Origin of the sequence: Delftia sp. GW456-R20 (assembly GCF_001622915.1) — a bacterium.
Classification (GTDB): Bacteria; Pseudomonadota; Gammaproteobacteria; order Burkholderiales; family Burkholderiaceae_C; genus Comamonas; species Comamonas acidovorans.
The window spans coordinates 1685785-1711624 of the sequence record NZ_LWCN01000004.1; the positions used below are offsets into that span (position 1 = coordinate 1685785).

Here is a 25840-nt window from a genome sequence, read left to right on the forward strand (position 1 = left end):
ACGGAATCTCCATGAAGCACTACGACTACATCGTCATCGGCGGCGGCAGCGGCGGCATTGCATCGGTCAACCGCGCCGCCATGCACGGGCGCCACTGCGCGCTGATCGAAGCCGGCGAGATCGGCGGCACCTGCGTCAACGTGGGCTGCGTGCCCAAGAAGGTCATGTGGCATGCGGCCCAGATCGGCGAGGCCATGCACCGCTACGGCCCCGACTACGGCTGGGATGCCACCGTCAACCGCCTGGACTGGCAGCGCCTGCTGGACAGCCGCAGCGCCTACATCGACCGCATCCATGCCTCGTATGAAAGCGGCCTGGCGCGCAACAAGGTCGAGCTGATCCAGGGCTTTGGCCGCTTCGTGGATGCGCGCACCGTGGAGGTGGGCGGCCAGCGGCTCAGTGCCGATCACATCCTCATCGCCACGGGCACGCGGCCGGCACGGCCCGACATTCCGGGCGCCGAGCTGGGCATCGACTCGGACGGCTTCTTCGCCCTCAAGGCCCTGCCTGCGCGCACGGCCGTGGTGGGTGCCGGCTATATCGCCGTGGAGATTGCCGGCGTGCTGCACGCGCTGGGATCGCAGACCCATCTGTTCCTGCGCCAGAACTCGGCACTGCGCGGGTTCGATCCGCTGCTGAGCCAAACCCTGATGGAGATCATGGAGGCCGAAGGCCCCGCCGTGCACCGCCAGGCCACCCCGAAGGCCGTGGTCCGCAACGCAGACGGCAGCCTGGACCTGCAACTGCAGGACGGCAGCAGCCACACCGTGGACTGCGTGGTCTGGGCCGTGGGCCGCCGACCCGACACCTCGGGCCTGAACCTGGAGGCCGCAGGCGTGGCGCTGCAGGACAGCGGCCACATCGCGGTGGACAAGTTCCAGGACACCAATGTGCCCGGCATCCACGCCGTGGGCGACATCACGGGCCGCATCGAACTCACGCCCGTGGCCGTGGCCGCCGGCCGGCGCCTGTCCGAGCGCCTGTTCAACGGCAAGACCGGCGAGCACCTGGACTACGACAACGTACCCACCGTGGTCTTCAGCCACCCACCCATCGGCACCGTGGGCCTGACCGAGCCGCAGGCGCGCGAGCGCTTTGGCGACGATCAGGTCAAGGTCTACCAATCGGCCTTCACCGCCATGTACACGGCGGTCACGCGCCACCGCCAGCCCGCGCGCATGAAGCTGGTCTGCGTGGGCCCAGAGGAACGCATCGTGGGCATACACGGCATCGGCCTGGGGATGGACGAGATGCTGCAGGGCTTTGCCGTGGCGCTCAAGATGGGCGCCACCAAGCGCGACTTCGATGACACCGTGGCCATCCACCCCACGGCGGCCGAGGAGTTCGTGACCATGCGCTGAACAGGCGCACAGGCTGACCTCAGCGGTTGACCACGGCCTTGGGCAGGGCCAGCGTCAAGAGGCTGCCGGCCACCAGGCAGGCGGCGAACAGCAGCAAACCTGCGCTCGACGAGTGCGTGAGATCCTTGAGCCAGCCCAGCAAATAGGTGGCCGCAAAGCCTCCCAGGTTGGCAATGGAGGCGATCAGCGCAATGCCTGCGGCCGCCGCCGGCCCCGTCAGGAACGTGGCGGGCAGGCACCAGAACACGGGAAAGGCTGCCATGATGCCCGCCGTCGCCAGAGAGAACAGCAGCACGGTGGCGAACACATGGCCGGTGTACAGCGTGCTCAGCGCCATGGCGGCCGCGCCCGCCAGTGCCGGCAGCACGATGTGCCAGCGCCGCTCGCGGCGCCGGTCGGAGCTGATGCCGTTGAGCAGCAGCGCAGCGATGGCAAAGGCATTGGGAACGGCCGTGAGCAGGCCGATCTCGGCCGTGCTCCTGACCCCGGCCTCGCGGATGATGGTGGGCAGCCAGAAGCTGATGGCATAGGTGGACATCATCAGGCTCAGGTCGATCAGGCCCAGCAGCCAGACCCGGCCGCTGGACAGCGCCGCCCACAGCGAATGGTGGGACTCGGCCAGCCTGTCGCTGTCGAGGTTGGCGCGCAGCACGCCCTTGTCGCGCGGCGACAGCCATTGGGCCGACTCGATGCTGTTGGGCAGGTAGACGAAGACCAGCAGGCCCAGCACCACCGAGGGAATCGCCTCCAGGAAGAACAGCCACTGCCAGCCCGCATGGCCACGCACGCCGGCAAAGGCCGTCATGATCCAACCCGACAGCGGCGCCCCGACCAGGCTGGCCAGCGGCAGGCCGATCAGGAACAGCGCCATGATCTTGCTGCGCATGCGCGTGGGATACCAGTAGGTCAGGTACAGCATGACGCCGGGAAAGAACCCCGCCTCGGCCACACCCAGCAGAAAGCGCAGCACATAGAACTGCATGGGCGTGCTCACGAACATGGTCGCGCCCGAGATCAGGCCCCAGGTGATCATGATCCGCGCGATCCACAGCCGCGCGCCCATGCGCGCCAGCACCAGGTTGCTGGGCACCTCGAAGAGGATGTAGCCCACGAAGAACAGGCCCGCACCCAGGCCGTAGACCGTCTCGCTGAAGCCCAGGTCCTGCTGCATCTGCAGCTTCGCCAGCCCCACGTTGATGCGGTCCAGATAGGCGGCCAGGTAGCACAGGCAGAAGAAGGGCACGAGCCGCCACGTCACGCGCCCGTACAGCTGCCGCCGCTCCTTCTCCTGCTCCCGCAAATGGACCCCCTGCCCCCGCATACCGCCAATGCCTGCATTGCTGTGAACTGACATTTCAGCTCCTTGCTGTGTTGACCATTGCCACCGTTCATGGCCCTGCGTCGCCGCGTTGGCGCACTGCAGCCGGATCCGGCGGAAACATCTGTCTGCAGTGGAAATTTCAAGTGCCTACGCTCAATGCTACGCACGATAGTCAAAAACAAATCAAGTAGTTTCCCGATAGCAATCATCGATCAAGTCGCACAAAAATCCCTGTACGCAAGAGAAACAAGGGGCGTCAACTCACGCAATGCCTTGGTGCTCCTTTGTAGTGAACCCGACTCAATTCAAGTGCATACGCTTCAAAACCCCGAATCCGCGGAATGACATCCGTGATCAGAACCAAGGAGACACCCCATGCCCAGACTGCATTCAAGGACAGGACAAGCCATTGCCCTGGCCGCCCCGGCACTTGCCCTGCTCCATGCCATCGCACCGCTGCCGGCGGGCGCGCAGGTCACGCTGCAGGGTCAGATCGATGCCTTCGCGGGGTTCTCGCGCCCTCTGGGCGCGGACAAGGGCACGGGCGTGCTCACGCCAGGCGGCATGCAGACGAATTTCTGGGCCTTGCGCGGAACGGAGGACCTGGGTTCTGGATTGAAGGCCGTGTTTGCACTGGAGGCCTTCTACCGCGCGGACAGCGGCGCCGAAGGGCGTTTTGCCAATGACGCCTTCTTTGCGCGCAGCGCCTATGTGGGACTGAGCAGCGGCTGGGGCACGCTGCAACTGGGGCGCAACACCACCCCCTACTGGCTGGCCACCATCGCCTTCAACCCGTATGCAGGGTCCTTTTCGTTCTCACCCGCGGTGCTGCACAGCTTCGGGCCCAACGGCACGGCCGCCGCGCCACTGCGGGGCGACTCGGGCTGGAGCGACAGCCTGCTCTACACCAGCCCGTCCTGGGGCGGATTCACGGCACGGCTGCAGTATTCGTTCGAGCCGCCTGCCGGCACGCCCGCATCCCAGCGCCGCGATGCGGACAAGCACGGCGCCAGCCTCAGCTATGCGGGCGGCGCATTCGCCGCCGCCCTCGCCTACCAGAGCGTGGCCTATCCCAATGTCGCCACCACCGCTACCGCCACCGGCTTTGACCGCCAGAGCGCCTGGCTGCTGGGCGGCTCCTACGATCTGGGCATGGTCAAGCTGTTCGCCCAATACCAGCGGCTGGCCGACACCGTGGCCGGCGCGGACCGCCGCAGGAACAGCGGCCAGTTCGGCCTGTCCATTCCCGCAGGCCCGGGCGCCGTGCTGGCCTCATATGGCCATGCGCGCACCTCGGGCGCCGAAGACGCCAGGCGCAACACCTGGGCCGTGGGCTATGACTACCCCCTGTCCAAGCGCACGGACATCTACCTCAACAGCCTGCACGACCGCATCACGGGCACGGGCGCCGGCAGCGGCCAGACCTGGGGCCTGGGCCTGCGCCACTATTTCTGAGCCCTGGGCTGGGGCTGGGGCTGGGCCGGTGGCTGCTGCACCACGCGCAACACCGTCTCCACCATGTGGTCGCCCCAGCGCTGCAGCTCGGCCTGCTGCAGCAGCTCCTTGTCGAAGAAGGCGCTCAGCGTGTGGCGATTGGAGAGGTAGAAGTAGCCCAGTCCCATGACCGTGATGTAGAGATCGTCGATGTGCACATCGGGACGGAACAGGCCCTGAGCCATTCCCGATTCCACGGCCTTGCGCAGCAGCGTGATGGCGTTGGGAAAGAAGTCGCGTATGCCCGAGGCCTTCTTCAGGTGCTTGCCCTTGAGCAGGTTTTCGGTGTTGAGCAGGAAGATCAGCTCCGGGTGCTCCTGGTAGTAGCGCCACATGAAGCGCACCACGGCCTCCAGCGCAGCGCGCGGATCGTCGAAGTCCACCAGCAGCTTCGCCTCGGCCTCCACCAGCTTGCGGTAGGCGTTCTCCAGCACGGCGGCGAACAGCTTGTCCTTGCTGCCGTAGTGGTAGTAGAGAAGGCTCTCGTAGCACTTGGCCTGCTTGCCGATGCGCTGCACGCTGGCGCCGTCGTAGCCACTTCTGGCGAACTCGATCTCGGCCGCCAGCAAGATGGCCTCCTTGGTCGTCTTGCCGGTCTTGGCAGTCCGCTTGCGCCCCGCAGACGCCTTGGCAGGGGCCTTGGCAACGGCCGACTTCGCAGCGGCTTTCCTGGCGGGCGCAGCCTTGCGCTTCGGGGTGGCGGGAACTTCCTCGGGATCAGTGGTCATGGGCACGGCGTCAGGTGAAGGGGGCGTTGCGTCGGCCATTCTAGGGAAAAACGCCATATTGAAATTGAGTTTTCACTCAAACAAAATTGAGTGAACACTCAACAAGGAGAGTCCCCATGGAAACCTATGTACTCGATACCTGGTACCCGCTGACCTGGTCGCGCAACGTGGGCCGCCAGCTGTCGGCGCACCGCATCGTCGAACGCGACGTGGTGCTCTACCGCACCGAGGCCGGCGCCGTCGTGGCCATGGAGGACGCCTGCCCCCACCGCCTGCTGCCGCTGTCCATGGGCAAGCTCAAGGGCGATGCCATCGAATGCGGCTACCACGGCCTGACCTTCGACTGCAGCGGCCGCTGCACGCGCGTGCCGGGCCAGGACATGATCCCGGGCAACGCCGTGGTGACCACCTATCCGGTCAAGGAGAACATGGGCCTGGTCTGGATCTGGATGGGCGATCCCTCGCGCGCCGACAGCGTGCCGGTGTTCGACCTGCCCCAGTACCACGACCCGGCGTGGAGCGCCGTCGAAGGCGATGCGCTGCGCATAGAGGCCAACTACCTGAACCTGGCCGACAACCTCTGCGATCCGGCCCATGTGAGCTTCGTGCACCTGAGCACGCTGGGCAACGCGGCCAGCGAGGACATCCCCGTGCACCACGAGGAACTGGACGGCCGCATCGTCACCTGGCGCTGGATCATCGATGCGCCGGCCATTCCGCTGTTCGCCAAGTACGGCAATTTCAGCGGCAACGTGGACCGCTGGCACTACTACCACTACCACGCGCCCAGCATCGCCATCATCGACTTCGGCAGTGCCGCCACGGGCACGGGCGCCCCCGAGGGCCGGCGCGACAACTGCATGCAGATCTATGCCTGCCACTTCATGACGCCCGTGGACCGGAACACCTCCATCGACCACTGGCTGCACGTCAAGAACTTCACGGCCGATGCCGACACCAATGCGGCCCTCTCTGCCGACTTCCGCGTCGCCTTCGCCGAGGACAAGGCCATCCTCGAAGCCATAGAGCGCAACGAAAAGCGCTTTGCCACGCGCAAGACCATCAAGATCGCCATCGATGCGGCCCCCCGGCGCATGCGCCGCATGGTGGACCGCATGATCGAGGGCGCGCCCACGGGCGGCTGAGGAGCGGGCCATGCACGACGACACCCACCCCACCCTCCCGCCGATCGGCTGCAACGGCCGTGGCGTGCAGCGCTCCTCGCGCCACCAGCCCATCGGCCTTCAGGAGCTGCCCATACGCGAGCAGTTCCGCCTGGTCAGTGAAACCGGCGCCTTCGACTGCTTCGACCGCCTGCCTCTGCGCACGCAAATGGCCGAGTACGAGGCCGCCATCGCCGAGTTCAACCTGCCCGTGCACACGGCCAGCTGGTTCTACCGCCTGGGCGAGGACGAGGCCCTGCTGGCCCACAACCTGCGCATCTGCCAGGCCATAGGCGCGCGCTGCCACAACATCATGACCTTCAAGCACCACCGCGACGGCCATGTGCTGGACGATGCCGAGATCACCGACCACTACCTGCGCGTCTACGACGACGCCATGTCTCTGGGCGTGGAGCCCAGCTTCGAGCTGCACGTCAACATGTGGACCGAGGATTTCCTGCGCGTACGCGAGGTGGCCCGGCGCGTGCAGGCGCATGGCGTGCCCTTCCACTTCACGCTGGACTACAGCCATGTGAACTTCAAGATCGGCAACCCGGCCGAGCAGGAACTGTCGGGCGTGCGCGAGCTGGTCGAGAGCGGCGAACTGGTGCTGGACCCCTTCGAGCCCGGCTCGCTGTGCGAACAATGGCTGGACATGGGCATCGTGCGCTGGGCCCAGCTGCGCGCAGCCGGCCCCAACCAGCCCCTGAACCTGTGGCACCGCAACGAGGACGGCAGCCCGGGCCGGGGCATCCAGTACCCCATGCTGCGGCCCGGCCCCGGCGAATGGCATTCGCCCTGGCACGCCTATCTGCTGGAGCCCTCCAAAGAGGCCATCCGCAAGGTGCTGGCCTACCACCACGCGCACCCGCACAGCCCGCTGCGCCACCTCACCACCGAATTCATCAACCTGCCCGACTACGGCCTGGGCGCACGCTATGACCTGCTGGCGCAGAACGTGGCGGCCGCACGCTTCATGCGGCAAGCCTGGGACGAGATCTGCGCCCGCCCCGCAGTCCAGACCTCGTGCAAAGGTGCATCATGACCCCCGCACAACACCCCCAAGGCCACGCCGTCATCATCGGCGCCGGGCATGCCGGCGGCACCCTGGCCGCCCTGCTGCGCCAGTACGGCCACCCGGGCTCCATCACCCTGGTCGGCGGCGAAGCCCTGCCGCCCTACCAGCGCCCGCCGCTGTCCAAGGCCTGGCTGCAGCAGGCCATGGGCCTGGACGATCTGCTGCTGCGGCCCGCCAGCGCCTATGCCGACCAGGCCATTGCCCTGCGCCTGGGCGTGCGCGCCATGGCCATAGAGCCGGGCTCGCGGCAGGTAGCGCTGAACGACGGGTCGGCACTGCACTACGACCACCTGGTCATTGCCACAGGCGCCGCACCGCGCTGGCTGGCCCTGCCCGGGGGTGAGCGGCCCGGCGTGACCTACCTGCGCACCATGGAAGACGCGCAGGCGCTGCGGGGCCACCTGCAGACCGCCCGCTGCCTGGCCATCATCGGCGGCGGCTATGTGGGTCTCGAAGTCGCGTCCACGGCCCGCAAGCTGGGGGTGCAGGTCCGGGTCATCGAGCGCGAAGGCAGGCTGCTGTCGCGCAGCGCCTCGCCCCAGATGGCCGCACATCTGCACGGCCTGCATGCAGGCCAGGGCGTGGAGGTGCATTTCAACGCCTCGGTCACCGCCATCCAGGGCGACAGCCCCACCGGCATCACGGGCCTGAGGATGGCCGATGGCTCCCGCCTGGAGTGCGATGCCGTGCTCATCGGCGTGGGCGCAGCGCCCAGCGTGGAGCTGGCGCAGTCCCTCGGCCTGGACTGCGCGGGCGGCATTGCCGTGGACGGCGAAGGCCGTACCGCCATGGCCGGCATCTACGCCATAGGCGATGCCACGCGCCGCCCCCTGGCCGGCTACCCCGGGCTGCACCGGCTCGAAAGCGTGCCCAGCGCGCTCGAACAGGCCCGGCGCGCAGCCTGCGCCATCACGGGCCGCGCACTGCCCGCCCATGAAGCGCCCTGGTTCTGGTCCGATCAGTACGACACCAAGCTGCAGATCGCCGGCCTGCCCGGCCATGGCGACCAGACCGTGCTGCGCGGCGGCCCGGCCAGCGGCAGGTTCGCCGTCCTGCACCTGCGCGGTGGCCAGCTGTGCGCCGCCGAATGCGTGAACTCACCGGGCGAATTCATGGCAGCGCGCAAGGCCATCGCCGCCACGCACTGCGCCGACCCCGGTTTCCCGCCCCTTCCCCCAAAAGCCCCGCCCACGCCATGACCACCATCACCTTCATAGAACACAGCGGCCGCAAGCACGTGGTACAGGCCACGGACGGCCAGAGCCTCATGCGCGCCGCCGTCTCCAACGGCGTGCCGGGCATCGATGCCGAATGCGGCGGCGCCTGTGCCTGCGCCACCTGCCATGTCTACATACAACCGGAGTGGCTGGACCGCGTGGGCCCGGCCCAGGGCGGCGAAAGGGAGATGCTGGACTTCGCCCTCGACGTGCGCGGAGACTCGCGGCTGGCCTGCCAGATCACGGTATCGCCACAGCTGAATGGGCTGGTGGTGGGCATGCCGGTGGCGCAGAGCTGAGGGCTGTGCAGATGGGGATGCGACCCCGGACAGCCCGCCCTGCAATCGCGCACCACCCATGTCACCTAACGCAAGGCCGTGGGTTCCGGAACGCGTCAAGCGGCACCGCAAGCCATTGCCTGGAATCGAGAGGGCGAAGGGCTATCTCAGCCAACTACATTGGGTAATCAAATATCTCAAGAGAACCTGAGATCGTGGTCGGTAAATAGTACCTTGTATACCGGAGAAAAATCATCGTCTGAATTTATCAGCGTGAAATCCATATTCATCAAAAGAACACTCTTTTTCAGAATGACAAATCCAGCCGATACTATCTTTTCAATTATTTGATTCAACAAATGATCGCACCCTGCCCCTGAAATCACCTGCCTGCCTGATTTATCAGAATTTTCCAGGATGGCCACATAATTTCCGACCCAGGAAATAAAAATCTCATAACAACCGATACTGCCATTGATGTCAAGACGATAGCACACATCATCGTTCACATCTGAATAGTCTTGTGCCTCAGCGATATGCTCAATCAATTCTTTCAGCGCACTGGCATCACAAGATGGAACAGATAATTCAGAGTAATTGGGTTCACGCAATGAACCATATTTCACCAGAACCTGTTCCGCAATATCCTGGATAATTGTACTCATTGAGTCAACTCCCCTGAAGGGTGACTTTCTTCATTCCACCCGTTTTATCCAGCAAAACAAGATCACGATAATATCCGGAATCTTCGTCAGGCAAATAAATATCAATCTTGAAATTCCTTGCCATAAAAGCAAGGATTGAATTCTCCACCACAACATCCTCTTCAAGATATACAGTGACCATTTTCACCCCTTGGAATTCATGAGAATCTTCAATCAGCAAAACAATTTTTGCCTTTTGCTGCACGAGCTGCTCGACTGAATCTATTGCACAAACATCACCAGGAGAAAGATCCAAAGAACTCGCAAGATAACCGAGCAGTGCTGCAGCCTCATGAACGCCGTCTACAAGAAAATTATTCCAGATCATGAATTGAATCTCATCCAGATGGATTCTTAAATCATCTTCAGCCAACAGAAACCCAAGACATTCCTACAGATTCAACTCCTTTTCAAACAGAGATATCGCTTTCAACATCAGACTCTCTGGTGCATCTTGGCAAATCAGCAATACAAACCTCACGCAATTGAGACCGGGAAATGCCCCATGAGCGAAGAATTCAACGGCATTCTCCAAGCTCTCGCTCAGGGAGATAGTGACAGCATCCATATCGCCGGCGTCCAGAATCAAGTCATCAATGATCTCTTCCGCGCCAGAGTAGTCTCCCCACGTCGCAAAGAATTCACATCCGATCTCCAGCAGCCTCGTTATTGCAAGATTGAATCCGGGGTCCTTACCCTTCCCCGTCACAACGAAACAGCCATGCGGAAGCGGACTGGATTGAATTTTGCCCGCATCGCAGGTTTTCGATACTACAAGCATGTTCTTCATGGGCGCATCTACATGTCCGACTGAACCCACTTCACCTCAGATGGGTGAATGGAAAAATTCGCCATCAGCTTGTTGATGGCAAAAACCGTCTCAACACCTCTGTCCACATAGATCGCTGTTCCTTTGGCTGGCGAATTCACGTAGAAATGAAAGAGGATGGTACCAACATCCTTATCCAAGGCATAGCAATAATGGCAGACATCCAGATCGTCAACATCTCTCACAAAATGCAGTCCGTGCTTTCTGGACAGCTCCGAAGGCCCATCAGACAACAGGATGACCGGCTTTGATTCGCCGCTGGGCCATGGATTACCTTCAGACATTGCTGCGTTTCCTTATCTGCCATGTTGCAATTGCTCGCCGTGGCGTGCTGTAGCCAACGACTTGCCCACCACCGCCCGCAAACACTCCACCAGCAACCGCGTCGTCGCCGTCATCGGCTGGCCGCGCAGGGTGATCAGGCCCACGGGCGGCAGGTCGATGGGCACGGGCAGGTCCAGCACGGCGACCAGCCCCTGCTGCGCGAAATGCTGCGCCACGCCGCGCGCCATGAAGGCCACGGCGCCGCGCTGGTGCAGGAAGCTGATCTGCGACAGGAATGAGGCGGACTCGACCAGATCGGCCGGCGGATGCAGGCCGTGGGCGAAGAACTGCTGCTCCAGCTTCACGCGCAGCGATGCCCAGGGCGGGGGCATGACGCAGGGCATGTCGGCCAGCGCCTGCCAGCTCGCAGGCTGCGCCAGCAACGCATGGCCGGGGCGCACGACGGCGACCATGGGCTCGTCGTACAGGGCTTCGGTCTCCAGGTCGGGCGAGGCATAGCCGGGTTCGAGCCGGCCCACGAACAGGTCCAGCTCGCCCATGCGCAGCTTGGGCAGCAGCCGCGTGAGATCGCCCTCCTCGACCATCACCGTGGTCTGGGCCGATCGCGCCTTCAACTGCTCGACGGCGCGGGCCAGCAGCACGGGCGTGGCCACGACCATGGCGCCCACGCTGGTGCGCCCGCGCGTGCCGCTGGCCTCGGCCGCCATTTCATCACGCGTGCGCTCGAAGCCCGCCAGCACCGAGCGCGCAAAGCGCACCATGCTGACCCCGGCCGCCGTGGGCTCGGTGCCGCGCGTGGAGCGCTCGAACAGCGTCATGTCCAGCATGCGCTCGATCTCGGCCAGGGTCTTGGAGACGGCGGGCTGGGTCACAGTCAGGAACTCGGCGGCGCGGCCCAGGTGGCGGAACTGGTCCAGCGCCACCAGCAGCTGCAGGTGGCGCAGCTTGAGGTTGGAGCGCAGCACGCGGTCTATCTTGCTCATGGGGTCTTCATAGCTTTGAGGTTATGAAGCCAGTCTATCTTTTCATTGGATTGTCATGATCAGGCGCTGAACAATCGCGCCAGTCAGCCCAAGGCCCGGATCACAGGGCTGCAAAAAGCCAATACAGGAGACAAGCGATGAACACCCCACGCACACGCCATGCAAGCCGGCGCGAATTCGTGCTCGCCACCCTCGGCGCCAGCGCACTGGCCGCCACCGGCCCCCTCTTCGCCCAGAACTGGCCCGAACGCGCCATCACCTTCATCTGCCCCTGGCCGGCGGGCGGCACGGCCGACCAGTCCATGCGCGCGCTGTGCACCGTGGCCGGCAAGCTGCTGGGCCAGCCGATCGCGGTGGAGAACCGCGCGGGCGCATCGGGAATGATCGGCGCCAAGGCGCTGGCCTCGGCCAGGGCGGACGGCTACACCATCGGCCAGATTCCCATCTCGGTCACGCGCTTTTCGCAGCTGGGCAGCCTGCAGGCCGATCCGCGCAAGGACTACACCTACATCGCGCGCACCTCGGGCCAGACCTTCGGCATTGCCGTGCCCGCCAATTCGCCGTTCAAGACGCTCAAGGACTTCGTGGCCGCCGCCAAGGCGAGGCCCGGCCAGGTGACCTATGCCCATGCAGGCGTGGGCGGTGCCACGCATGTAGGCATGGAGGAGTTTGCGGGCGTGGCCGGCATACAGCTCAACCATGTGCCCTACAAGGGCGGCGCCGAGGCACTGCAGGGCGTGCTGGGCGGCCATGTGGATGCGCTGGCCGACTCCAGCTCCTGGGCTCCCCATGTGGAGGCCGGCAAGCTGCGCCTGCTGGCCACCTGGGGCGAGCAGCGCACGGCGCGCTTCAAGGACGTGCCCACGCTGCGCGAATGCGGCTACGACGTGGTGGTCGATGCGCCCAACGGCATTGGCGCGCCGCGTGGCCTGGACCCGGCCGTGGCGGCCAGGCTGCGCGAGGCCTTCCGCGCCGCCGTGGCCAGCCCCGAGTTCAAGTCCGTGGCCGAGAAGCTGGATGCGCCGCTGCTGTACCTGGACGGCCCGGACTACGAGAAGTACGTGAACACGATCTACCAGAAGGAGACCGTGCTCATCGACAAGCTCAAGCTGCGCGAATTGATGAAGGGCTGACAGCCCGCGAACCCACACCGATGAAAGCCCCGCATGTCCCGCACCGATAGCCCCCTGCTGCACCTGCATCCCAACGACAACGTGCTGGTTGCCAAGACCGCTCTGTCGCTGGGCCAGGAGATTCCCGAACTGGGCGTGCGCGCCCGCGCCCAGGTGCCTGCGGGCCACAAGATCGCCGCGCGCCGCATCGCAGAGGGCGAGCAGGTGAAGAAGTACGACACCGTGATCGGCGTGGCCATGCGCGAGCTGGAGGCCGGCGACTATGTGCACAGCCACAACCTGCGCATCGTGGACTACTACCGCGACCCGGCCTTCGGCGCCGATGTGCGGCCCGTGGACTATGTGCCGGAGGCGCAGCGCGCCAGCTTCCAGGGCTTTGTGCGCGCCGGCGGCGGCGTGGGCACGCGCAATTTCATCGGCATCCTGTCGTCGGTGAACTGCTCGGCCACGGTGATCAAGCGCATTGCCGCGCATTTCACGGCCGAGCGCATGGCGGCCTTCCCCAACGTGGACGGCGTGGTGGCGTTTGCCCAGACCAGCGGCTGCGGCATGTCCTCGCCCAGCGAGCATTTCGACGTGCTGCGCCGCACGCTGGCCGGCTATGCGCGCCACCCGAACCTGGCCGGCGTGCTCATCGTGGGCCTGGGCTGCGAGCGCAACCAGGTCGATGCCCTGGTGCAGTCGCAGGGCCTGAGCGAAGGCCGGCTCATGCGCACCCTGGTGATGCAGGAGGTCGGCGGCACGCGCGTGACCATCGAGGCGGGCATCCGCGCCATCGAAGAGATGCTGCCCGAGGCCGACGCCGCGCGGCGCAGCGCGGTCAGTGCCAGCCACCTGAAGATCGGGCTGGAGTGCGGCGGCTCGGACGGGTTTTCGGGCATCACGGCCAACCCGGCCCTGGGCGCGGCCATGGACATCCTGGTGCGCCACGGCGGCACGGCCATCCTGTCGGAAACGCCCGAGATCCATGGCGTGGAATTCATGCTCACGCGCCGCGCCATCACGCCTGCCGTGGGGCAGAAGCTGCTGGACCGCCTGGCCTGGTGGGAGCGCTACGCGGCCGGCCAGAACGCGCAGTTCAACGGCGTGGTCGGCCACGGCAACCAGGCCGGCGGCCTGGCCAACATCTTCGAGAAATCGCTGGGCTCGGCCATGAAGGGCGGCACCACGCCGCTGCGCGCCGTCTATGAATACGCCGAGCCCATCACCGAGCCGGGCTTCGTCTTCATGGATTCGCCGGGCTACGACCCCGTGGCCTCCACGGGCCAGATTGCCAGCGGCGCGCACCTGATCTGCTTCACCACGGGGCGCGGCTCCATGTTCGGCAGCAAGCCCGCGCCCACCATCAAGCTGGCCAGCAACACGCCCATGTACCGCCGCCTGGAGGAAGACATGGACATCAACTGCGGCCTGATCGTGGACGGCGAATGCGGCGTGCCCGAGATGGGGCAGCGCATCTTCGCGCAGATCCTGCGCCACGCCAGCGGCGAGCCCACCAAGAGCGAGGCCCTGGGCCTGGGCGACCATGAGTTCGTGCCCTGGCACCTGGGCATCGTGAGCTGAGCCGCCCTTTACAACACCTGCATCCACCGATTCCATGCCACTGACCCTGACCCGCCCCGAGCTGCTGCGCAGCGCCAACTTCATCGCCGGCCAATGGACGACCGCGACGGCCACGCCCGCCGCACCTGCCCCGCGCCTGGCCGTGACCGACCCCGCCACGGGCGCACTGATCACCGAGGTGCCCGACTCCGGCGCCGCCGAGGCCCGCGCCGCGCTGGACGCCGCGCATGCCGCCTTCCCCGCCTGGCGCAAGACGCCCGCCAAACAGCGCGCCGCCATCATCAAGCGCTGGAACGACCTGGTGCTGGCCCACCAGGACGACCTGGGCCGCCTCATCAGCCGCGAGCAGGGCAAGCCCCTGGCCGAGGGCAAGGGCGAGGTCGCCTACGCGGCCAGCTACATCGAATGGTTTGCCGAAGAGGCCACGCGCATGAACGGCGAGATCATTCCCGCGCCCGTGCCGGGCCGGCGCATGTTTGCGCTGCGCGAGCCCGTGGGCGTGGTGGCCGCCATCACGCCCTGGAACTTTCCGGCCGCCATGATCGCCCGCAAGATCGCGCCCGCGCTGGCCGCCGGCTGCACCGTGGTCTGCAAGCCCGCGGAAGACACGCCGCTGACCTCACTGGCCCTGGTGCTGCTGGCCCAGGAGGCGGGCGTGCCGGCCGGCGTGCTCAACATCGTCACGGCCTCGCGCGAGAAGACGCCCGAGGTGGTGGATGTCTGGCTGGACGACGCGCGCGTGCGCAAGATCACCTTCACGGGCTCCACGCCCGTGGGCAAGCACCTGGCGCGGCGCAGCGCCGACACGCTCAAGAAGCTCTCGCTGGAGCTGGGCGGCAATGCGCCCTTCATCGTCTTCGAGGACGCCGACATCGATGCCGCCGTCGACGGCTTCATGGCCGCCAAGTTCCGCAATGGCGGCCAGACCTGCGTGTGCCCCAACCGCGTCTTCGTGCACCGCAGCGTGCACGAGGTGTTTGCACAGAAGCTGGCCGCGCGCGTGGCCGCGCTGCATGTGGGCCCGGCCAGCGACCCGGCCTCGCAGATCGGCCCCATGATCAATGCGCGCGCCGTGGAAAAGATCGAGCGCCATGTGCAGGACGCCGTGGCGCGCGGCGCCAGGGTGCTCACGGGCGGCAGGCGCCTGGATGCCCTGGGCGCCAACTACTACGCGCCCACCGTGCTCACGGGCGCCGATGCCTCCATGGCCTGCGCCTGCGAGGAAACCTTCGGCCCCGTGGCGCCGCTCACCGTCTTCGACAGCGAGGACGAGGTCATCGCTGCCGCCAACGACACACCCTTCGGCCTGGCCGCCTACTTCTACAGCAACGACGCACGCCGCATCTGGCGCATGGCCGATGCATTGGAGACCGGCATCGTCGGCATCAACGAAGGCGCACTGGCCGCCGAGGCAGCGCCCTTCGGCGGCGTCAAGGAGTCGGGCTACGGCCGCGAGGGCTCCACCCACGGCCTGGACGACTACCTGCACACCAAGTACGTCTGCCAGGGCCTGCTGGACTGAATCTTTCCCTCAACGAAATCACCGGACACCATGCCAGCCCATAACCCCTTCAAGACCGCCCTGGCCGCAGGCCAGCCCCGCATCGGCCTGTGGCTGTCCATGGCCGACCCCTACCTGGCCGAGGCTGCAGCCACCTGCGGCTACGACTGGCTGCTGATCGACGGCGAGCACGCGCCCAACGACGTGCGCAGCACCCTGGCCGCGCTGCAGGCCGTGGCCCCGCACCCGGCACAGGCCGTGGTGCGCGTGGTCGAAGGCAGCACGGCCCTGATCAAGCAGATGCTGGACATAGGCGCCACCACCTTGCTCGTGCCCATGGTGGACACGGCCGAACAGGCGCGCGCCGTGGTGGCCGCCACGCGCTACCCGCCACTGGGCGTGCGCGGCGTGGGCAGCGCCGTGGGCCGCGCATCGCAGTGGAGCGCACGCGCCGACTACCTGCAGGTGGCCGACGACGAGGTCTGCCTGCTGGTGCAGGCCGAGACCGTGGCCGCGCTGCACAACCTTGAAGCCATCTGCGCGGTGGACGGCGTGCACGGCGTCTTCATCGGCCCCGCCGACCTGGCCGCCTCCATGGGCCACCGCGGCAACCCCGGCCACCCCGAGGTGCAGGCCGCCATCGAAGCCGCCATGAAGACCATCATCGCCAGCGGCAAGGCGGCCGGCACCCTGACCTCGGACCCCGCCCTGGCCCGCCGCTACCTGGATCTGGGCTGCAGCTTCGTGGCTGTGGGCGTGGATGTGCTGCTGTTTGCGAATGCGGCGCGCAGGCTGCGGGGGCAGTTCGATGATTCGCCGGTGGCCGCGCCTGCACAGCAGGCAGCTGCCGCCTATTGAATCAGACAGCCACCAGCCAGGCCAGCAGCCCCGCCGCCGCTGCAGCGGCCGCCACACGCCGCGCGAACTGCGGCGCATAGGTCAGCAGCAGGCCCAGGGCCAGGGCCGCAAAGGTCAGCAGGCCCAGCCAGGCGGCCAAGGCCACCGAGGCATTCCAGCGCAGCAGGCAAGGCGCCAGCGATAGGGCCAGCAGCGCGTAGCCGGCCAGCCGCCAAGCCTTCAGGCGCGCGGGTGCCAGGCCTTCGGTGCCCAGCTGGTCTTGGTGCCGGTCCATGGAAGCGGCGATGACGGCAAAGCCTGCAAAGGCCAGAAAAAAGGCGGCAAGAATCATCATGACGCGCGCTCCAGCGTGGGGGCATGGCTGGCGGCACGGGCTTGCGTGCGGGGCACTGCAGCCGCTGCCGGCTTGCCGCGCAGCAGCCACCAGGCCACCACGCCGTGGATGGCGGCCAGGCCCAGCATCAGCAGCTCGAAGCTGGCGATGCTCCACTGCCCGTTGGCCAGGGTCTGCACCAGCGAAGCACCGCCCGTCAGCAGGTTGAGCAGGGGCAGCAGCGCATACAGCACGGCGGCCAGCGCCATCTGCTGCAGCCAGGCATTGCGGTGCGAGACCCGCAGCGGATGCAGCAGGCACAGCAGCCAGATGATGAAGAAGCCGTTGATCTCCCAATCACTGCGTGCCTGCATGGGCACGGGCAGCAGGCGGTTGAGCCAGAAGAAGCCGGCCACGGCCACCGACAGGCCCGCGATGGAGCCCACGTTGAGCACCTCCACCAGACGGTGGCCGAAGGGCGTGCGGCCCAGCTTGCGGCGCTCGGGCATGCGCTTGACCACCCACAGCACCATGCCCGACGCGGCCATGAAGGTGCCGATCACGCCGCTGAGCAGCAGCAGCCAGCGCATGGCCGGCTCGGCAAAGCGGCCCAGGTGCACGCCGGTGATCACGTTGCCGGTGGCGCGCACCCAGGAGATGGCGGGCGCCTCGGGGCTGGCCTGCAACTGGCCGGTCACGCCGTCGAAGCGCAGGGTCTCGGACTGGCCCCGGTTGATGAGGCTCATGCCGCCGCCTTCGCGCAGCTCGACCACCGCGCGCGAGGTGCCGGGCGCGTTGACGGTGATGCTGCCCACGCCGTGCTCGGGCCAGCGGCGCGCGCCCTCGGCCATCATGGGCGCGATATCGGCCAGCGCGGCGGCCTGGCGCTCCTGTTTGCCACCGCGCGCGCCCGGGCCCTGGTTGGCCGCCTGACCGCGCGCACCCCGCACATCGGCGAAGTAGGCATTGGTGTCGCCGTTGTAGGCCGCCTGTATGCCCCAGGGCATGAGCATGAACATCAGCAGCACCAGGCCGCTGAAGGTGATGACGATGTGAAACGGCAATGCCAGCACGGCCGTGGCGTTGTGCGCATCCAGCCAGGAGCGCTGGCCCTTGCGCGGGCGGAAGGTGAAGAAGTCCGTGAAGATCTTCTTGTGCGTGATCACGCCCGTGATGATGGCCACGAACATCAGCATGGTGGCGAAGCCCACGATCCAGCGGCCCCAGATGCGCGGCATGGCGTGCAGCTCGAAGTGGAAGCGGTAGAAGAAGTTGCCGGCGCGTGTCTCGCGCGGCTCCAGCTTCTCGCCCGTGGCGGCGTCGATCTCGGCGCGCTTGGTGCCTGCGCGGCCCGTGGCGGCGCCGGGCTCTCGCCAGGATGCGGCCACCGCCACCTGGCGCGGGCCGGGCAGGCCCAGCGTCCAGGTCGTGGCTTCCGGCGCGATGCGCTGCATGGCCTCCAGTGCGCGCTGCGCGGTGTCGGCGTCCTGCACCGAGCCGTGCAGCTCGGGCCGCATCCAGTCGTTGATCTCGTCGCGGAAGTAGCTCAGGGTGCCCGTGAAGAACACCGCGTAGAGCAGCCAGCCCAGCAGCAGGCCGCTCCAGGTGTGCAGCCAGGACATGGACTGGCGCAGTCCCTCGGGTTTGCCGTCTGCCCTCATGCGGCGGCTCCGTTCGACAGCACCCAGGCCAGAAGTCCCAGGCCCGCGCCAGGCAGGCCGATCACGGCCCAGGCGCGCCAGGCGCTGGCGCAGCCAAAGGCCCACATGGCCGCCACGGCGTAGATGATGAAGGCCAGCAGCGTCGAGCCCAGCGCCGCATCGGCCCGTTCCACGCCCAGCCAGACCATGGCGCGCGCGCCCGTGACGGCGCAGGCGGCCGACAGCAGATAGCCGCCGCCGATCGCTGCCAAGGCGCGCGAGGCCACGGCCACGCGGTAGCGCAGCAAGGATGGAGAGGACCCTCCCGGGGTCGAGGCTTGCATGGAGATGACCTTTCTTGCGGATCGTTGCCCGTTCCGGACGCCGCGGCCGCAGCGCAGGCCCGGACGGACAAAGGCGCCACAACAGTTCAAGGTCTGTGCGGCGCCGGGCGTTGGCCGCGCGCCTGAAGCACGCCGCCTTTCAAAGAGCGGGAATGATAATGATTTTTATTACCCGAGTCATTTAAAGAAATGCAAAGCCGGCCTCCTGCCACCGGCCCCGACCATCTCCCTGGCGCCTTTTCCCCTATCGCGCCCGCCCCGCCAGCCAGCGCCCGCCGAACTGGTTGATCACCATGCCCGCCAGCACGGCCAGCGTGCCCATCCACTGCATCAGGGTGGGCCGCTCGCCCAGCAGCAGCATGGCCGAGACCAGGCCCACCACGGGCACCATCAGAGACAGCGGCGCCACCGTGCCGGCCGCATAGCGCTGCAGCAGGCGCGTCCACAGGCCATAGCCCAGCAGCGTGGCCAGCAGCGCCAGGTACAGGATGGAGGCCACGGCGGTCAGGTCGATCCCCGCCAGTTGCTGCACGACCGTATCCGCGCCATCGGTCCAGACGGCCAGGGCCATCAGCGGCGCGATGGGAAAGATGCTGCTCCAGACGATGAAGGGGAAGGGCTCGTAGGGGCCGCTGCGCGCCGCATAGCGCGTGATCATGTTGGACACGGCCCACATGCAGGCTGCGCCCACGGTCAGCAAAAAGCCGGCCAGCGTCATGGCGTTGTCGCCCTCGCCATGGGCGCTGCCAATGGCAACCAGCCCGCCCAGCGACACCACCAGGCCCAGCCAATGCCACAGGCGCGCGGGCTCGCCCAGCAGGAAGGCGGCCAGCAGCAGCGTGACGAAGGCCTGCGTCTGCAGCACCACCGAGGCCATGCCGGCCGGCATGCCCAGCTTCAGGCCCAGGAACAGCATGCCGAACTGGCCCACGCCCTGCACCAGCCCATAGGCGGCCAGATAGCGCCAGCCCACCGACTTGGGCGGGCGCACGAACAGCAAAAAGGGCAGCGACGCCACCACGAAGCGCAGCGCGCTCAGCAGCATGGGCGACAGCGTCAGCAGGCCGAACTTCATGGCCACGAAGTTGGTGCCCCAGATCAGGATGACCAGCAGCGCACGCGCCCAGTCGCCACGGCTCAGGTGCTGCGCGGTCATGCCCTGCCCTCGGTGCAGCGGGGCCCGCAATGGTCAGGGACAGCGGCCGGCAGCACCGGCAAGGAACAGGAAGAAGGCATGGCGGGCAATGGGCAAAAAGAAAAGGGGCGGATCACATCCGCCCCCGGCGTTTGTACCACCGCAGCCCGTGCGCTGCCGGGCGGCCGTGGCTCGGCCCTGCGTTTCAGTCCGCCGCGTAGTCGATGGGGTCGTGGGCATGCTGGCGCCCCAGCGCGCCGGCCATGGCCAGCATGAAGGCCAGGCCGCGCCGCACATCGGGCTCGCGTGCCATGCGCATCAGGCCGATCAGGGTGGGCGTTTCCTCCATGGCCTGCACCTGGGCCGCCGCCATGCGTGCGGCATTGCCCGCGGCCCAGGCCCCGCCCACGCCATCCTCGAAGGCCTTGGCGACCTTCTCGACCATGTAGTCGTCTGCCATGTCCACCAGGTCCGCCGTGGCCGACAGCAGATCGACCACGCGGTTCAGGCGCCGGCCCGCCAGCAGCGGCTCCAGCTTGCCCATCAGTTCGGCCAGCCCCTGCAGCGCGGCGTCGTCCTGCAGCAGGCCGCCAGCGGCGGGCTGCGCCACGGGAATGTCGGAAGCGATGTTCATCTCGGTGCTCCTTGTCTTCGTGCTTGGAATGACAATGCAAAGGCCCTGGCCTCAGACCAGGGCGCGGGCCACGGCCCAGTACATGCCGCGGTTGAAGCCCTTGCGCATCATCGAGCCGACCTTGGTCGGCGGCGTGGGCTTGACGTCGACCTGGTAGTCGTACCAAAGCGGCATGCCGCCGTCCAGGCCCATCTGGGCGATGGCCACCACGCGCCCGTCGTAGGCATCGCTGGTGCGGCCGAAGCGGATCTGCGAGGCGATGTTGTTCACCACCACGGGCGACTGGTTGTGGCAGGCGCCGCCGGCCTTGCTCACCGGCAGGTCCACCGTATCGCCCAGCACATAGACATGGCTCTGGCCCAGCACCTGCATGGTCTCGTGGTCGGTGGGCAGCCAGCCTTCGCCGTCCTGCGCCTGCGACAGGCCGCAGTCGCGCACGGCCTGCACGGCGCGTATGGGCGGTGTGGCCATGAGGATGTCGAAGTCCTCGGCCTGGCCCTCTTCCGAGTGGGCCACCTTGGCCTCGGGGTCCACGCGCGCCAGCGTGAAGCCGCGCTGGTGGCGAATGCCGCGCTGCTCGAACACCGTGGGCAGGATCTCGCAGGTGTCCTTCTGCAGGAACAGGCAGTTGCGCAGCAGCTGCGAGACCGTGGGATAGGTGTAGACGATCTCCACCTTGTCGCGCACGCCGCGCCGGCGCAGCAGGTCGTCCAGCATCAGCGTGGTCTCTATGGGCGCGATGCCGCACTGGTGCGGCACATTGGGCGTCTTGGGAAAGGTGACGGTGACGAAGATGCGGCCCTTTTCTATGCGCGCCAGCTTGTCGGCCAGCTGCCGCGCGGGTGCGTGCTGGTAGAAGTGGTCGCCGGCCTCGGCCAGGCCTTCGATGCGCTCGGGCGACGGCACGCAGCCCGTGGAGATCACCAGATGGTCGTAGCCGAAGCGCTTGCCGCTCTTGCAGTGCACGGCCTGCAGCGCAAAGTCGAAGCGTTCCACCTCTTCCACCTGGAAGTCGATCTCGGGCCGCAGCAGGCCGCGCTGCCTGCGCCGCAACTCGTCGCGGAAGAAGGCATTGAAGGCCACGTACATGAAGGCCGGCTTGTAGTAGTGCCAGGGCGAGTTCGACAGCATGGTGATGCGCACCTTGCCCGTGACCACCTCCGGATACAGCTTGCTGACCAGGTGGTTGGCGGTCATGGTGCCGCCAATGCCCCCTCCGATGATCAATATGTGATGCGCCATCCCTGCTACTCCTTGTGCTTTCGCCTCAGTGGAACAACCGCTGGCGCCGCACGGCGCCAGCGCCGGAAAATGCGCCGCTCAGTCAGGCTTGAGCGATCGCCACACCCCGTCCCAGAGCGCATCGAACAGGGGCTCTATGGGCGTGTCGATGATGCCGTCCAGCCGCAGGCAGATCATGCGGATCGCGCTGCCGTACATCAGGCTGGCCGCCACCATGGGCTCCATCTGGCGGATCTCGCCATCGGTCATGCCGGCGAACACGAAGCCGCGCATGCGCACGAAGGCCGAGGCCGAGCAGATGGCCTGCTCGTCGGGCAGAAACTCTCGGTGGCGTGCATTGACCACGAAGCCCATGGCCTCGGGCTCGGCCTCGGCCAGCCCGAACAGCATGCGCAGCACCTCGCGGCAGCGCTGGGCGCTGCCCGCGTGCCGCTCCTCGATATCGTCGAGCAGCACATTCATGCGCGCCAGCAAATGCCGGTACAGCTCGCGCGCAATGCCTTCCTTGTCGGCAAAGTGGTTGTAGAAGAAACCGATGGACACGCCGGCCTCGGCGCACAGGTCCTGTATCGAGGTATTGAAGAAGCCCCGCTCCACAAACAGCCTGAGCGCCACGCGCAGCGTCTGCACATGGCGCGATCCCGCGTGCGGAAAGAAGGTCCAAGCCTCGTCTTGCATGAGAACCGATAGTAGAACGAATCTTCATTCTATTTTCACAAGCACTTGCAAACTACACCAGGGTTTTCCAGAAAAGACGGTATCCAGTGCATCAGCCGCAATGCCTGGCCCATTCCCGGCCTTTGACCTGCGGGACCGTAGAATCCGCGCGCAGCCATTGGAGACCGAGACAACAATGACAGGCTGCACACGAATCCGATCCAAAGGCCTTTTGCAAATGCAACTTCCCATCCACGTCATCGACGCATTCACATCGGAACGATTCAAGGGCAATCAGGCCGCCGTCATTCCCCTGAATGCATGGCTTGCCGATTCCACGCTGCAGGCCATTGCCGCAGAGAACAATCTCTCGGAAACCTCGTTCCTGGTCTGGAGTGCCGAGCGCGACGCCTTCGAGATCCGCTGGTTCTCCCCGCTCACGGAGATCGCGTTCTGCGGCCATGCCACGCTGGCAAGCGCCTTCGTGCTGTTCGAGGCCGACCCCGCGCTGCGCAGCATCACGTTCTGGGCCGCTGCCGTGGGCAAGGTCACCGCCACGCAGGAGGATGGCGGACGCATCGTCATGACCTTCCCGCGCCGCGATGCCAAGCCGCTGGATGAGGTGCCGGCCGCGCTGCGCGAAGGCCTGACGCCTGCACCCACGGCCTATCTTGTGAACCAGCAGGCCTACGTGGCGGTCTACGCCGCCGAGGCCGATGTGCTGGCCGTCAAGCCGGATCTGGAACGCCTGAAGTCGCTGGGCCCGCTGGACGTGGTGGTGGCGGCGCCTGCGGATGCGGGCGCCGCGTATGACTTCGTCAGCCGCTATTTCTGGCCCGCCAATGGCGGCGAGGAAGATCCCGTCACAGGCTCCATCCATGCGGCGCTTGCGCCTTACTGGGCGGGCAGGCTGGGCAAGAACCGTCTGATCGGCCACCAGGCCTCGCGCCGCACGGGCACGCTGTTTTGCGAAGTGACCGATGCCAGCGTCGAGGTGGCTGGCCACTGCGCGCGTTACCTGACCGGGACGATCACCGTCTGACTGCGGGCCCGTCCCGATGGAGCCGACGCGGAAGGCGCATCAGCGCCGCAGGCAGCGACCGGCGCCATCGATCAGGCGGGCCATTTCCCTGTCCACGCCCAGGTCGGCGCAATAGGCGCCAGCCCCGCGCAGTGACAGATCCAGAGTGGCAGGCTCGCTCCTGGAAACCTCGGCCCTCAACCGAAAGCCCGCCACGTTGGGCGCGCCGTAGTCGGCCGTCTCCAGCACGCCCGCCCGGGTGTCACGGATGGCATGGCCGTTACCAAGGTGGTAGGCGCCCTCTTCGCCGGCCATGGCTTCGTCAAGGCAGGCAAAGGCCTGTTCGACCGAGGCGCCTTGGGGCAGGACCAGCGACGCGGTTGTGCCTGGGCCCAGGGCATCGCACATGCCTGCAGAGATTGCGCAGCCGCTCAACAGGCCTGCAAGGCCCAGTACCCATATCCGCATTCACGCTTCCTTTCCAGAGGCCATGGAATCCGCGGCAGTGTATCGACCCGGCAGCGGCGCCGGGCTCGCAATGCGCAGGGAATAGTCTCTCGCCTTGCCGATACCCCCGGGACACGCAGGTACCATCCGCGCATGAGTACCCACTACGAATCCCTGTCGCAAGCCGACGCCTACCGCGACGCCTTCGACGTGGAAGCGCCCGCGGCCAGCGAGCGCAACATGACGCCGCGCAAGTCCGGCTTTTTCATCCGCAGCGTCGCCGTGGCTGCAGAGGCAGCCGCTGAACAGGCAGAACCTGCAGCTCCCGACACACCGCCTGCAGCACCCACCACTCCCGCACGCGAGCTGGTTGCCGCCCAATGGGGCCTGGTGCCGCACTGGGTGAAGTCGGCCTCCGACGGCCGGCTGCGCGCGCTCAAGCTGGTGAATGCGCGCTCCGAAACGGTGTCCACGGCCCAGGCCTTCCGCGATGCCTGGCTCAATGGCCAGCGCTGCATCGTGCCCATGGCCGCCTTTTTCGAGGATGACTACCGCAACGGCAAGGCCCTGCCCACGCGCATCTCGCGCATCGACGGCAAGCCCATGGGCGTGGCCGGCGTGTGGGCGCAGTGGACGGGCCCGGACGGCGAGGTGCTGCTGAGCTACGCCCTGCTCACGGTCAACGCCAACAGCCATGCGCTGCTGCACCGCTACCAGCAGCCCGGCGCGGAAAAGCGCATGCCGGCGATTCTCAACGAAGGCGCCTACGACGCCTGGCTCAACGCGCGCGTGGAAAAGGCGCGCGAGTTCATGCGCCAGTACCCCTCCAACTGGCTCACCGCCAATCCGGTGGAGCGCAAGGCCGACAAGCGGCCTCCAGGGCTGATGGGCTGATGGGCTGATGGGCTGATGGGCTGATGGGCTGATGGGATGACGGGCTGACGGGCTGGCATGGCCCTTGTCCCTCGCGCTACGGCGCCTTGGGCAACGCGTTGATGGAGCGCAGGATGTCGCGCGTGATGCCCTGGCGCTTGGGCAGGTCGGCCAGCCGGTGGGGCGTGTCCATGTTCATGGCGAAGAACACGGGGCCGGCAGGCCATTCCACCCAGCCCACCCACCAGCCGATACGGCCCGTCCAGCCGGTTTTGGCGCGCAGTATCCAGTCCGGGCCGGCCTCGTTGATCATCACGTCCTTCACCAGCCGCTGGTGCTCCACCGGCAATGGCAGCCGATTGCGGTACAGCCGCTGCAGGAAGGCCACCTGCTCCAGCGCCGAGATGGCCAGGTCGCCTTCCACCCAGAACGGCGCCTCGCCCGTGGCCAGCGCATTGCCGTAGTCGATCTTGCGCATGTAGGCAGCCTCACGCGCGCTGCCAAGCTCCCTGGCAAAGCCTTCGTACACCCAGACGGTGGAGTTGCGCATGGCCGAGCGCAGGTCCTGATCGGCATTCCAGGTCGGCAACTGGCGCTTCACGCCATCCCAGGGAATGCGCTGGAATTCATCGCGCAGCAGCCCGGCGTCCAGCGCGAACAGGCTGTGCGGGATCTTGAAGGTGGAAGCGGGCGAGTAGCGCCGCGTCGCGCGGTCACGGTTGTGGACGTAGACGGCTTCGGCCTGGCCTCTGGCATCGACCACGACGATGCTGCCATCGACCTTGGCATCGGCAAAGAAGCGGTCCCACTCGGGCTTGTCCTGCAGTTCGGCAGCCGCCAGAGCCGCCTGTGACAGACAGGCGAGCAACGCGGCGCACATCAGATTTCTTCGATTCATGCAGGCAGTTTAAGAGCGGCACCACCGCACGGCGATGGTGCACCGCCCGCCCGGCTGCCCTGTTTTGACTCGCTGTTTTCCCGTTTTGGTGTTCCTGCCGCATCGCGCGGGCCCCAAGGGCCCCGTGTGCGCTGGCACGA

General features: G+C 66.5%; 28 protein-coding genes. 12 read left to right on the plus strand and 16 right to left on the minus strand.

Annotated elements, in window-relative coordinates:
• The first annotated feature begins 11 nt into the window (after nt 1–11).
• Nucleotides 12–1361 carry a glutathione-disulfide reductase gene (gene gorA, locus A4F85_RS12905; protein ID WP_063326792.1) on the plus strand — a complete coding sequence of 450 codons (1350 nt, stop codon included), beginning with the start codon at nt 12–14 and terminating at the stop codon, nt 1359–1361.
• Between the two features lie 19 nt (nt 1362–1380).
• Here gorA and A4F85_RS12910 read toward each other — a convergent pair whose 3' ends face one another.
• A complete protein-coding gene (locus tag A4F85_RS12910) occupies nt 1381–2682 on the minus strand; it encodes an MFS transporter (protein WP_063326793.1) in 1302 nt (433 codons plus the stop codon).
• A 375-nt stretch (nt 2683–3057) separates the two neighbouring features.
• Between A4F85_RS12910 and A4F85_RS12915 the strand changes: the two genes are divergently transcribed.
• Nucleotides 3058–4137 carry a porin gene (locus A4F85_RS12915; protein WP_063326794.1) on the plus strand — a complete coding sequence of 360 codons (1080 nt, stop codon included), beginning with the start codon at nt 3058–3060 and terminating at the stop codon, nt 4135–4137.
• On the opposite strand, the gene A4F85_RS12920 is transcribed toward A4F85_RS12915, so the two are convergent.
• Nucleotides 4128–4904 (minus strand): TetR/AcrR family transcriptional regulator, encoded by a 777-nt coding sequence (locus A4F85_RS12920; protein WP_063326795.1) that lies wholly within the window; start codon nt 4902–4904, stop codon nt 4128–4130. The genes A4F85_RS12915 and A4F85_RS12920 overlap by 10 nt on opposite strands.
• Nucleotides 4905–5020: 116 nt before the next feature.
• Here A4F85_RS12920 and A4F85_RS12925 point away from each other — a divergent pair, with 116 nt between their 5' ends.
• From A4F85_RS12925 to A4F85_RS12940, 4 genes are read left to right on the plus strand one after another with little or no spacing between them, the layout of a single operon-like run.
• Nucleotides 5021–6049, plus strand: coding sequence for an aromatic ring-hydroxylating dioxygenase subunit alpha (locus A4F85_RS12925; protein WP_034391421.1), 1029 nt, complete (start codon nt 5021–5023; stop codon nt 6047–6049).
• A 10-nt stretch (nt 6050–6059) separates the two neighbouring features.
• Nucleotides 6060–7112, plus strand: a complete 1053-nt coding sequence (locus tag A4F85_RS12930; protein WP_063326796.1) for a hypothetical protein — start codon at nt 6060–6062, stop codon at nt 7110–7112.
• Complete coding sequence (locus tag A4F85_RS12935) at nt 7109–8344, plus strand: NAD(P)/FAD-dependent oxidoreductase (RefSeq protein WP_063326797.1); 1236 nt, start codon at nt 7109–7111, stop codon at nt 8342–8344. The genes A4F85_RS12930 and A4F85_RS12935 overlap by 4 nt, the downstream gene beginning before the upstream one ends.
• Complete coding sequence (locus A4F85_RS12940; RefSeq protein ID WP_043822920.1) at nt 8341–8661, plus strand: 2Fe-2S iron-sulfur cluster-binding protein; 321 nt, start codon at nt 8341–8343, stop codon at nt 8659–8661. The genes A4F85_RS12935 and A4F85_RS12940 overlap by 4 nt, the downstream gene beginning before the upstream one ends.
• Nucleotides 8662–8837: 176 nt before the next feature.
• On the opposite strand, the gene A4F85_RS30605 is transcribed toward A4F85_RS12940, so the two are convergent.
• From A4F85_RS30605 to A4F85_RS12950, 5 genes are read right to left on the minus strand one after another with little or no spacing between them, the layout of a single operon-like run.
• Nucleotides 8838–9305: a hypothetical protein gene (locus A4F85_RS30605; protein WP_156517017.1), complete on the minus strand. Its 468-nt coding sequence runs from the start codon at nt 9303–9305 to the stop codon at nt 8838–8840.
• Between the two features lie 4 nt (nt 9306–9309).
• Nucleotides 9310–9717, minus strand: coding sequence for a hypothetical protein (locus A4F85_RS30610; protein ID WP_156517018.1), 408 nt, complete (start codon nt 9715–9717; stop codon nt 9310–9312).
• Between the two features lie 18 nt (nt 9718–9735).
• On the minus strand, nt 9736–10134 hold the full coding sequence (locus A4F85_RS12945; RefSeq protein ID WP_156517019.1) for a hypothetical protein: 399 nt from the start codon (nt 10132–10134) through the stop codon (nt 9736–9738).
• A gap of 8 nt (nt 10135–10142) precedes the next feature.
• Nucleotides 10143–10457 carry a hypothetical protein gene (locus tag A4F85_RS30615; RefSeq protein WP_156517020.1) on the minus strand — a complete coding sequence of 105 codons (315 nt, stop codon included), beginning with the start codon at nt 10455–10457 and terminating at the stop codon, nt 10143–10145.
• A gap of 12 nt (nt 10458–10469) precedes the next feature.
• A complete protein-coding gene (locus A4F85_RS12950) occupies nt 10470–11441 on the minus strand; it encodes a LysR substrate-binding domain-containing protein (RefSeq protein WP_063326799.1) in 972 nt (323 codons plus the stop codon).
• Between the two features lie 137 nt (nt 11442–11578).
• Between A4F85_RS12950 and A4F85_RS12955 the strand changes: the two genes are divergently transcribed.
• From A4F85_RS12955 to hpaI, 4 genes are read left to right on the plus strand one after another with little or no spacing between them, the layout of a single operon-like run.
• Nucleotides 11579–12574 (plus strand): Bug family tripartite tricarboxylate transporter substrate binding protein, encoded by a 996-nt coding sequence (locus A4F85_RS12955; RefSeq protein ID WP_063326800.1) that lies wholly within the window; start codon nt 11579–11581, stop codon nt 12572–12574.
• A 33-nt stretch (nt 12575–12607) separates the two neighbouring features.
• Nucleotides 12608–14137 carry a UxaA family hydrolase gene (locus tag A4F85_RS12960; RefSeq protein WP_063326801.1) on the plus strand — a complete coding sequence of 510 codons (1530 nt, stop codon included), beginning with the start codon at nt 12608–12610 and terminating at the stop codon, nt 14135–14137.
• A gap of 34 nt (nt 14138–14171) precedes the next feature.
• On the plus strand, nt 14172–15659 hold the full coding sequence (locus A4F85_RS12965; protein ID WP_063326802.1) for an NAD-dependent succinate-semialdehyde dehydrogenase: 1488 nt from the start codon (nt 14172–14174) through the stop codon (nt 15657–15659).
• A gap of 30 nt (nt 15660–15689) precedes the next feature.
• Complete coding sequence (gene hpaI, locus A4F85_RS12970; protein ID WP_063326803.1) at nt 15690–16496, plus strand: 4-hydroxy-2-oxoheptanedioate aldolase; 807 nt, start codon at nt 15690–15692, stop codon at nt 16494–16496.
• Nucleotide 16497: 1 nt separating this feature from the next.
• Here the strand turns inward: hpaI and A4F85_RS12975 are convergent, their stop codons facing one another.
• From A4F85_RS12975 to A4F85_RS13005, 7 genes are all read right to left on the minus strand, one after another.
• Nucleotides 16498–16830, minus strand: a complete 333-nt coding sequence (locus A4F85_RS12975; protein ID WP_063326804.1) for a DUF3325 family protein — start codon at nt 16828–16830, stop codon at nt 16498–16500.
• Entirely contained in the window at nt 16827–18470 is a 1644-nt protein-coding gene (locus A4F85_RS12980) for a PepSY-associated TM helix domain-containing protein (RefSeq protein WP_063326805.1), read from the minus strand. The genes A4F85_RS12975 and A4F85_RS12980 overlap by 4 nt, the downstream gene beginning before the upstream one ends.
• The gene (locus tag A4F85_RS12985) at nt 18467–18793 is read right to left on the minus strand and encodes a DUF3649 domain-containing protein (RefSeq protein WP_063326806.1); all 327 of its coding nucleotides are present in this window, start codon (nt 18791–18793) and stop codon (nt 18467–18469) included. Before A4F85_RS12985 ends, A4F85_RS12980 begins: the two co-directional genes overlap by 4 nt.
• Before the next feature lie 244 nt (nt 18794–19037).
• On the minus strand, nt 19038–19949 hold the full coding sequence (locus A4F85_RS12990; protein ID WP_012204260.1) for an O-acetylserine/cysteine exporter: 912 nt from the start codon (nt 19947–19949) through the stop codon (nt 19038–19040).
• A 184-nt stretch (nt 19950–20133) separates the two neighbouring features.
• Nucleotides 20134–20562, minus strand: a complete 429-nt coding sequence (locus tag A4F85_RS12995) for a DUF1641 domain-containing protein (protein WP_012204259.1) — start codon at nt 20560–20562, stop codon at nt 20134–20136.
• A 51-nt stretch (nt 20563–20613) separates the two neighbouring features.
• Nucleotides 20614–21804 (minus strand): NAD(P)/FAD-dependent oxidoreductase, encoded by a 1191-nt coding sequence (locus tag A4F85_RS13000; RefSeq protein ID WP_013803503.1) that lies wholly within the window; start codon nt 21802–21804, stop codon nt 20614–20616.
• Nucleotides 21805–21882: 78 nt separating this feature from the next.
• Entirely contained in the window at nt 21883–22482 is a 600-nt protein-coding gene (locus A4F85_RS13005) for a TetR/AcrR family transcriptional regulator (RefSeq protein WP_012204257.1), read from the minus strand.
• Between the two features lie 217 nt (nt 22483–22699).
• Between A4F85_RS13005 and A4F85_RS13010 the strand changes: the two genes are divergently transcribed.
• Nucleotides 22700–23503, plus strand: a complete 804-nt coding sequence (locus tag A4F85_RS13010) for a PhzF family phenazine biosynthesis protein (protein ID WP_063326807.1) — start codon at nt 22700–22702, stop codon at nt 23501–23503.
• A 39-nt stretch (nt 23504–23542) separates the two neighbouring features.
• On the opposite strand, the gene A4F85_RS13015 is transcribed toward A4F85_RS13010, so the two are convergent.
• On the minus strand, nt 23543–23950 hold the full coding sequence (locus A4F85_RS13015; RefSeq protein WP_063326808.1) for a hypothetical protein: 408 nt from the start codon (nt 23948–23950) through the stop codon (nt 23543–23545).
• A 132-nt stretch (nt 23951–24082) separates the two neighbouring features.
• Between A4F85_RS13015 and A4F85_RS13020 the strand changes: the two genes are divergently transcribed.
• Entirely contained in the window at nt 24083–24823 is a 741-nt protein-coding gene (locus A4F85_RS13020; RefSeq protein ID WP_013803506.1) for an SOS response-associated peptidase, read from the plus strand.
• 76 nt (nt 24824–24899) lie between these two features.
• On the opposite strand, the gene blaOXA is transcribed toward A4F85_RS13020, so the two are convergent.
• The gene (gene blaOXA, locus A4F85_RS13025; protein ID WP_269447116.1) at nt 24900–25700 is read right to left on the minus strand and encodes a class D beta-lactamase; all 801 of its coding nucleotides are present in this window, start codon (nt 25698–25700) and stop codon (nt 24900–24902) included.
• Between the last annotated feature and the right edge of the window lie 140 nt (nt 25701–25840).

Bases quoted from the DNA above. Each gene is read 5' to 3' on its own strand.
- A4F85_RS12920 (WP_063326795.1), bottom strand. From the start codon at position 4,904: ATGACCACTGATCCCGAGGAAGTTCCCGCCACCCCGAAGCGCAAGGCT.
- A4F85_RS12930 (WP_063326796.1), top strand. From the start codon at position 6,060: ATGCACGACGACACCCACCCCACCCTCCCGCCGATCGGCTGCAACGGC.
- A4F85_RS12910 (WP_063326793.1), bottom strand. From the start codon at position 2,682: ATGCGGGGGCAGGGGGTCCATTTGCGGGAGCAGGAGAAGGAGCGGCGG.
- A4F85_RS12940 (WP_043822920.1), top strand. From the start codon at position 8,341: ATGACCACCATCACCTTCATAGAACACAGCGGCCGCAAGCACGTGGTA.
- A4F85_RS30605 (WP_156517017.1), bottom strand. From the start codon at position 9,305: ATGAGTACAATTATCCAGGATATTGCGGAACAGGTTCTGGTGAAATAT.
- A4F85_RS12935 (WP_063326797.1), top strand. From the start codon at position 7,109: ATGACCCCCGCACAACACCCCCAAGGCCACGCCGTCATCATCGGCGCC.
- A4F85_RS30615 (WP_156517020.1), bottom strand. From the start codon at position 10,457: ATGTCTGAAGGTAATCCATGGCCCAGCGGCGAATCAAAGCCGGTCATC.
- A4F85_RS12985 (WP_063326806.1), bottom strand. From the start codon at position 18,793: ATGCAAGCCTCGACCCCGGGAGGGTCCTCTCCATCCTTGCTGCGCTAC.
- A4F85_RS12950 (WP_063326799.1), bottom strand. From the start codon at position 11,441: ATGAGCAAGATAGACCGCGTGCTGCGCTCCAACCTCAAGCTGCGCCAC.
- A4F85_RS12925 (WP_034391421.1), top strand. From the start codon at position 5,021: ATGGAAACCTATGTACTCGATACCTGGTACCCGCTGACCTGGTCGCGC.
- A4F85_RS13000 (WP_013803503.1), bottom strand. From the start codon at position 21,804: ATGGCGCATCACATATTGATCATCGGAGGGGGCATTGGCGGCACCATG.
- hpaI (WP_063326803.1), top strand. From the start codon at position 15,690: ATGCCAGCCCATAACCCCTTCAAGACCGCCCTGGCCGCAGGCCAGCCC.
- A4F85_RS13015 (WP_063326808.1), bottom strand. From the start codon at position 23,950: ATGCGGATATGGGTACTGGGCCTTGCAGGCCTGTTGAGCGGCTGCGCA.
- A4F85_RS13010 (WP_063326807.1), top strand. From the start codon at position 22,700: ATGCAACTTCCCATCCACGTCATCGACGCATTCACATCGGAACGATTC.
- A4F85_RS12915 (WP_063326794.1), top strand. From the start codon at position 3,058: ATGCCCAGACTGCATTCAAGGACAGGACAAGCCATTGCCCTGGCCGCC.
- A4F85_RS12965 (WP_063326802.1), top strand. From the start codon at position 14,172: ATGCCACTGACCCTGACCCGCCCCGAGCTGCTGCGCAGCGCCAACTTC.
- A4F85_RS13020 (WP_013803506.1), top strand. From the start codon at position 24,083: ATGAGTACCCACTACGAATCCCTGTCGCAAGCCGACGCCTACCGCGAC.
- A4F85_RS12955 (WP_063326800.1), top strand. From the start codon at position 11,579: ATGAACACCCCACGCACACGCCATGCAAGCCGGCGCGAATTCGTGCTC.
- A4F85_RS12995 (WP_012204259.1), bottom strand. From the start codon at position 20,562: ATGAACATCGCTTCCGACATTCCCGTGGCGCAGCCCGCCGCTGGCGGC.
- A4F85_RS12980 (WP_063326805.1), bottom strand. From the start codon at position 18,470: ATGAGGGCAGACGGCAAACCCGAGGGACTGCGCCAGTCCATGTCCTGG.
- A4F85_RS12990 (WP_012204260.1), bottom strand. From the start codon at position 19,949: ATGACCGCGCAGCACCTGAGCCGTGGCGACTGGGCGCGTGCGCTGCTG.
- blaOXA (WP_269447116.1), bottom strand. From the start codon at position 25,700: ATGAATCGAAGAAATCTGATGTGCGCCGCGTTGCTCGCCTGTCTGTCA.
- A4F85_RS12975 (WP_063326804.1), bottom strand. From the start codon at position 16,830: ATGATGATTCTTGCCGCCTTTTTTCTGGCCTTTGCAGGCTTTGCCGTC.
- gorA (WP_063326792.1), top strand. From the start codon at position 12: ATGAAGCACTACGACTACATCGTCATCGGCGGCGGCAGCGGCGGCATT.
- A4F85_RS12960 (WP_063326801.1), top strand. From the start codon at position 12,608: ATGTCCCGCACCGATAGCCCCCTGCTGCACCTGCATCCCAACGACAAC.
- A4F85_RS12945 (WP_156517019.1), bottom strand. From the start codon at position 10,134: ATGAAGAACATGCTTGTAGTATCGAAAACCTGCGATGCGGGCAAAATT.
- A4F85_RS13005 (WP_012204257.1), bottom strand. From the start codon at position 22,482: ATGCAAGACGAGGCTTGGACCTTCTTTCCGCACGCGGGATCGCGCCAT.